General features: G+C 67.5%; 6 protein-coding genes and 1 pseudogene. 1 reads left to right on the top strand and 6 read right to left on the bottom strand.

Features of this window, described 5'->3' with window-relative positions:
• Positions 1 to 764: hypothetical protein (locus tag E4P40_RS25660; protein ID WP_209305518.1), on the bottom strand; the 764-nt coding region annotated here is incomplete at its 3' end.
• A gap of 151 nt (positions 765 to 915) precedes the next feature.
• A pseudogene (locus tag E4P40_RS29210) lies at positions 916 to 1122 on the bottom strand (HNH endonuclease); the annotation flags it as partial.
• A gap of 27 nt (positions 1123 to 1149) precedes the next feature.
• Between E4P40_RS29210 and E4P40_RS25655 the strand changes: the two are divergent.
• The gene (locus E4P40_RS25655) at positions 1150 to 2547 is read left to right on the top strand and encodes a recombinase family protein (RefSeq protein WP_135161153.1); all 1398 of its coding nucleotides are present in this window, start codon (positions 1150 to 1152) and stop codon (positions 2545 to 2547) included.
• A gap of 170 nt (positions 2548 to 2717) precedes the next feature.
• On the opposite strand, the gene E4P40_RS25650 is transcribed toward E4P40_RS25655, so the two are convergent.
• The 4 genes from E4P40_RS25650 to E4P40_RS25635 all read right to left on the bottom strand — a co-directional run bounded on the left by E4P40_RS25650 (position 2718) and on the right by E4P40_RS25635 (position 5684).
• Positions 2718 to 3359, bottom strand: a complete 642-nt coding sequence (locus tag E4P40_RS25650; protein ID WP_209305517.1) for a hypothetical protein — start codon at positions 3357 to 3359, stop codon at positions 2718 to 2720.
• A gap of 509 nt (positions 3360 to 3868) precedes the next feature.
• The gene (locus E4P40_RS25645; protein ID WP_209305516.1) at positions 3869 to 4312 is read right to left on the bottom strand and encodes an HIT domain-containing protein; all 444 of its coding nucleotides are present in this window, start codon (positions 4310 to 4312) and stop codon (positions 3869 to 3871) included.
• A gap of 8 nt (positions 4313 to 4320) precedes the next feature.
• Positions 4321 to 5178 carry a macro domain-containing protein gene (locus E4P40_RS25640; protein ID WP_135161151.1) on the bottom strand — a complete coding sequence of 286 codons (858 nt, stop codon included), beginning with the start codon at positions 5176 to 5178 and terminating at the stop codon, positions 4321 to 4323.
• The gene (locus E4P40_RS25635; protein ID WP_135161150.1) at positions 5175 to 5684 is read right to left on the bottom strand and encodes a TIR domain-containing protein; all 510 of its coding nucleotides are present in this window, start codon (positions 5682 to 5684) and stop codon (positions 5175 to 5177) included. The genes E4P40_RS25640 and E4P40_RS25635 overlap by 4 nt, the downstream gene beginning before the upstream one ends.
• Between the last annotated feature and the right edge of the window lie 282 nt (positions 5685 to 5966).

Raw genomic sequence — 5966 nt, 5'->3', positions numbered from 1 at the left:
CGCTCGAGCTGGGCGAGGAGCACCCCGGTCCGCTGCTGCTCCCGCTCGAGGCGCACGCGGGTGACCAGCTCGCGGTTGTTGAGGGCGTACCGGCGGAGGTGCGCCAGCATGCCGATGACCGAGGCGGTACCCAGGAAGACGCTGATGCTGACGAGCTGGCTCGCCGTGAGCCGGCCGGGCTGGGTGATCGCCGAGACGGCCAGGGAGACCCAGGAGACGGCGACGACCGCGGCGGTCCAGCGGGGGCGGGCGACGAGGATGCACCCGCTGCCGTAGACGGCGAGCGTGAATCCCAGCAGGTAGTACTCGTGGCCGTGGGTCTGGGCGATCATCCAGGCGATCTCGATCTGGACGAGCGCGAGCACCGCGAAGGTCAGGACCTCGGGGCGGCGCCGACCGATGGGGAGACGCCAGAGCGCCCAGATCACCCACAGCATCGGCAGATCCCCGAGCAGCCGGACGGCCAGGAAGGTTCCCGCCAGGTGCGGCACCGCGATCCGGTCGACCACCGTCCAGGCCGGAACGGCGACGGCAGCGACCACGGCGACGGCCATGCCGGCAGTCCGGGCCCGGTTGATGAGCTCCTCCCGCAGCGCGGGGACGGACGAGGTGAACTCGCGCAGGCTCGAGCGGGTCGTCAGCGCAGCCAGCGCGCGCCGGTCGGTCGCGGGCGCACCGGGGTCGTCGGACGACGGCGCCGCACCCGGGAGGACGTCCCCCCGTCGCAGCACCGCGACGACTCGGTGCACCAGACCTGCGATCACATCTCCCCATCGGCACGACCAGCCCCCCACCTGAGCCGGCACTTCTGGGCCGACCCTTGTGGGTGACCAGCGCATATGGGTATCACGGCAGCCGCGGCCGTACCGGAACGCACGAGGATCGCAACAACGTGTCGCATCCGCCGCCCGCAGATCAGAACGGCGCCGGTTCGGTTGGTGTCGGTGGTGGCCCGGGCAGGGCGCGTTGCCCGATGCGGTCGCGCAGGCCCGGTGGCCGGGTGCTGCGGGTGATGCCGCCGGGGGTGGTCACCCGCAGCACACCGTTCGGGAGCAGGACGAACCGCCAGCCGGGGGCGTGGGTCTTGAGCCGGTGGTGGTGCCGGCACAGGCAGCACAGGTTCCTGACCTGTTCCTAGTATGACTACCCATGTCAGCACCGCGGTCCGCCGCGATCTACGCCCGGATCAGCAGCGACCAGGTCGGCGAGGGCCTGGGCGTCCGCCGCCAGTTGGAGGACTGCCGCAAGCTCGCCGCTGACCTCGGCTGGCAGGTCGGCGAGGAGTACGTGGACAACGACTTCTCCGCGTACTCCGGCAAGCCCCGGCCCGGCTATCAGCGGATGCTCGCCGACCTGGCCGACGGCATCCGCGACGGGGTGATCGTCTACCACCTGGACCGCTTGACCCGGCGTCCACGCGAGCTCGAGGAGTTCCTCGAGACGCTGGACCGGGCGAAAGTGCGCGCGGTGCGGTTCGTGACCGGGGATGCCGACCTCGGCACCGGCGATGGGCTGCTCGTCGCCCGGATCATGGGCGCAGTCGCCGCCGGGGAGAGCGCCGCCAAGAGCCGCCGGGTCAAGCGCAAGATGCTGCAGAACGCCCAGCTGGGCCTGCCGCACGGACGGTCCCTGCGCCCGTTCGGCTTCGAGGACGACGCGATCACCCACCGCCCCGACGAAGCGAAGATCATCCGCGAGATGGCCGCCCGCTTTGTCGCGGGTGAGTCGCTGCGTTCGATGTGCACCGATCTCGACACCCGCGGCATCCGAAGCGTCAAGGGCGTGCCGTGGCAGACCCACAGCCTGCGGCTCGTTCTGGCCAACCCGCGCGCCGCGGGCTTGCGGGCGCACAACGGCGAAGTGATCGGCAAGGCGGTGTGGAAGCCGATCATCAGCGAGGACCTGCACCGCCGGGTCCTGGCCACCATCGAGTCCCGCAAGGTCAGCGGACGGCGCACCCCGCGCGCATACCTGCTCTCCGGGCTGCTGCGCTGCGGCAAGTGCGGCAACACCCTGTTCTCCTCCCGCCGCGTGGACTCCCGCCGCTACGTGTGCCTGTCCGGCCCCGACCATCGCGGCTGCGGACGCCTGACCGTGACCGCCCCGCCACTGGAGGCACTGCTCACCGAGTACGTCCTCATCCGCCTGGACAGCCCAGCCGTCGCCGACGCCATCGCCGGACGCGGCAGCGGTGACGCCGAGGCCTCCCGACTGTCCGCCGAGCTGGCCGAGGACCGGGAGACCCTGGACTACCTGGCCGAACAGTTCGGCAGCCGCAAGATCGACCGGCGGCAATGGGAGAAGGCCCGCGGCCCGGTCGAGTCCCGCATCGCAGACACCGAGCGCCGCCTGACCCGCATCACGCGAACCGACACGCTGACCGGCCTGGGCACCGGGGACCAGTTACGCCGCGGGTGGATCCGCCTCAACCTCGACCGGCAGGCGGCCATCCTGCGCACCCTGATCGGCAGCATCACCATCGGCCCCGGCAAGGCCGGAGCTCAGGCGCTCGACCCCGACCGGGTCCAGGTGTCCTGGCTGTTGTGACCGGTGCCGGCCGGACGCGCGCTCGCCCTGGCGGGCGTTCGCACGCGATCCGGCCGGCACCGCCCCCAGTAGGGCAGCGACAGCAGCAACCGCAGAAGCGTCCGCAACGTGGAGCGGCACCCCAGACTCTGCGCACGAAGCGGCAACCCGCCGGAGCAGTTCCTCCCGACTCAGGGCCACAACGCCCACACCGCGGGCGGTCCCTGCCAGCCAATCGCCTCATCCGAAGTCCACACCACCGTCGGCTCCGACCCCATCAGCGCGATCGCCTGTGTGAGCACGTCATCGACGGTCCGCCCATGCACGCTCACCGCGGGCGGCTGGAATCCCTCCGCGACCTCATACCGGTGCAGGCCCGCTATCCGGCGCGCATCGAAGGACTTCCGCACGTACTTCGACAAGTAGCGGGCCGCGACCCGCGCCTCGTCCCGCGCCGTCGAGCCCGACGGCAACTGCCCCAGCAGCTTGATGTGCACGAACCCGCGACCCCACGCCACCTCGATCAACCGGCGCGGTACGAACCGGCCCACCGCGAAGTGCACATGGAGCCCGTGCCCGGTCTTGTGCCACTCCGGCACCCAGACATACGGCATCGGGTCTCCGCCGAGCAGCCGCCGCAGGGAGCGGAAGAACTCACCGACGTCCCGGCGAAGCTGGTGCGGGTCGTGACATCCGGCACCCGCGTAGGTCAGCGTGCCCAGACGATTGAGCCGGTTCTCCGCGCAGTACCGGCGCACCATCCGGCCCGCCCGCAATGCCGCCTCACGCCGGGACCGCTCCGGGTCACCGCCGGCCCCTGCATAGCGCTGCACCGGCGTCGAGTACCGGAACGAGCCACCGGCCTCCCCGGCACCCGGGTACACCGACAGCCGCCAACCGAGGTGGCGGTCGAGCATGGACAAGGGGTCACTCACTAGGGCCCTCCGAGGACACCGATTCGGACGTCGAATCGGCCTCGGCGGCTACGCCCTCGCTCTGGTTACTGCTCCAGCATTAGCAGCCTGCTGCCCACACACTCATCGCACGCTCACGGGGATTGAGGCCTTACCCCGACGGCGCAGTGTGGGTTGCGCGCATCGTTGATCCGCCAGCGGGGAGCAGCATCAACGACCGACCCGTGACTGTCAAACAGGCTGCGGCGAGGTGGGCGTCCCCTCCGGCCCAAGCGTGCGCCGCGCCCAACCACGGTCAAGGGCAGCAGATATCGGCTTTCACGGACGCGAGGCCCTTGACCGCGGCCGGTCACGGCAAGGGCGTGAACCTGCGAAGCCGCCGGGGGAACGGTCCAGACCAGCACGCAGCTGTCCCCCGAGTTTTGTTGCTACTTCAAGTCAAGCGCCGCTCCGCGGCGCAGTCGCTGCGCGATCCGCTCAGTCTCGGCGATCGACAACTCCTCGACGTTCCCCCACTCCGTGCCGCCCTCAGGCAAAGTACCCGCGACGTGAAAGTGCAAGTGTCCTATCGCCTGGGCGGCGGGCACACCGTTGTTCTGCCAGATCGCGATTCCAGGCGACCCCTCGACTTCGGCTATAAGACGCGCTGCCACTCGGACGCCGCGCATAAGCGCAGCCGACTCGTCCTCATCTATGTCAAGAATCGTCTGAGCATGGCGGATCGGGACCACCAAGAGATGCGAGACGCCGCGCTGCTCGCGCGTGACGAGGATCGCGACGAGGTCGTTCCGAGCGAGCACGGTATACGGGCGCTCGCCGGACAAGTATGCACAAAAGGCACATGGCCCGTCATCGGGCAGTTGGATGCTCACAGAGGACATTATGAGGCACGAAGTGACTTGAGGAAGGCCTGGATTTCAAGCCGGTCCAGCTTGTCGTAATCCGACGGGCGAACGACGATGCGGAGTTCGTCGCAGATCTTCTCCTTACGTGAGGCCAGCACGTAAGAAAGAATCGTGAACCTGATGGCGTCCTGCGCGGGCAAGACCTGAGAGAGTCGAGATTGGCCGCCGCCTATCACGGGGATGGATACGACCCCCCCGTTTCCATGCGCGCAAACCGCTTTCCACAGGTTCTCAAGGCTGCGCCAGATGCCATCGGTTGTCCCGCGGGCCTCGCAGCGCTCATTCATCTCAGTGTAGGCAACGCAAAAATACCGACGGCCATGATCACGGAGGGTGGCGACCGTGCCAACCGGATATTTAACCTGCTTCCCCGGCTTGCTAATTGAGCTCAGAGGGGACACCTCGATCAGGGCCTCGGCCAGTTGCCGATCCAGCTCTCGCAAGTCCTCGTGGAAGATGCGCCTCGCGAACTGGGCCTGCACGCTGTTGCTTGCGATGACATGAGGCACCTCGGTATCGAAGGTGTCCGACATCCCGATAACCAGATGACCAGACTCCGCGAAGAGGTCCCCTTCGACTAGTCGAATCGTTGTGTTTGGCGAGTCGTAGCTTTGTTCGATCGGTCTGGGCCACGCCCTAACCGCGCCATATATCACCGAAAGAACGATCACTATGAGCGCCAGCCAGCGCCCGCCCTTCGGGACGACATTCGGGAAGATGACGTCAAAGAGGCCGATCAATACCGCGAAGAGTCCGACGGCTGCAAGGCTCTGAACTGAGAAGTGCCGCCAAAAGCGGGCCTTTGTAAGGTCCCGCCGAATCGCTGTGGTCACAGACCCAGCTTCTTGTAGTGGCTCTCGTTGTAATAGTGAGGGCCGGTCTTTCCGCTCGCGGCATATTGCGGCGCATAGTTGTTGAGTGCGTACATGATGATGGCGGGCTGGAATGACACAGACAGCGTGTAGTAGTCCGCGTCCAGCAGAGGCGTCGGGATGAAGTTCCGGTCGACCTCGCGGTCCTGATCAAGATTCGCCACGACGATTGGAAGGTCGAGAGAGATCATGTTCTGCACCTCGTAAGCGAGGAATGACTTGCCATCACCTCCCTTTGCCTTGGCCGAACGACTACCGAGGAGGACGAACTGCTTCGCGTTCTTCATGCGCTCGCGTAGTCGAGCTTTGATGGACTCCGGCTGGCTCGTGTCGCGAGCGACGTACAGGTCGTGGGCGTCGAAGAAGTCGAAGTCGATGTGGTCGTTGTCCCGCCAGGCTTCCATGAGCCAGTAGGAACGGATGTCCTCACTCGCGAAGGCCACGTAGGTCTTGTTCCGATAGCTCACTAGTGCTCTCCCCCGTCGTGGACAGTCTTCAAGAAGCTCTCGTGGCAAGCCTATCGAGCGCCGTCAGTGGGAGGGGGATGGTTTGGCTACTAGCCAGGTTCTCGCAGTCCGTCGGCCCGCCTGCGCCGTAGGGCACGACGTGGTCCAGATCGGCCCGTCCGACCGGCTGGCCGCAGTGCCGATGCCGGCAGGTCGTGTCCCGGGTCCTGCCGAAGCGGCGCTGACCCGGGCTGGGCGCGTACCGGTCCACCGCCGGGGGCGGGCCGAGCACGGGGCAGCCGC

The sequence above is a fragment of the Blastococcus sp. CT_GayMR20 genome (assembly GCF_004570345.1).
The sequence above is the reverse complement of the archived record's forward strand: the minus strand, read 5'-3'. Positions and strand labels throughout refer to the sequence as shown.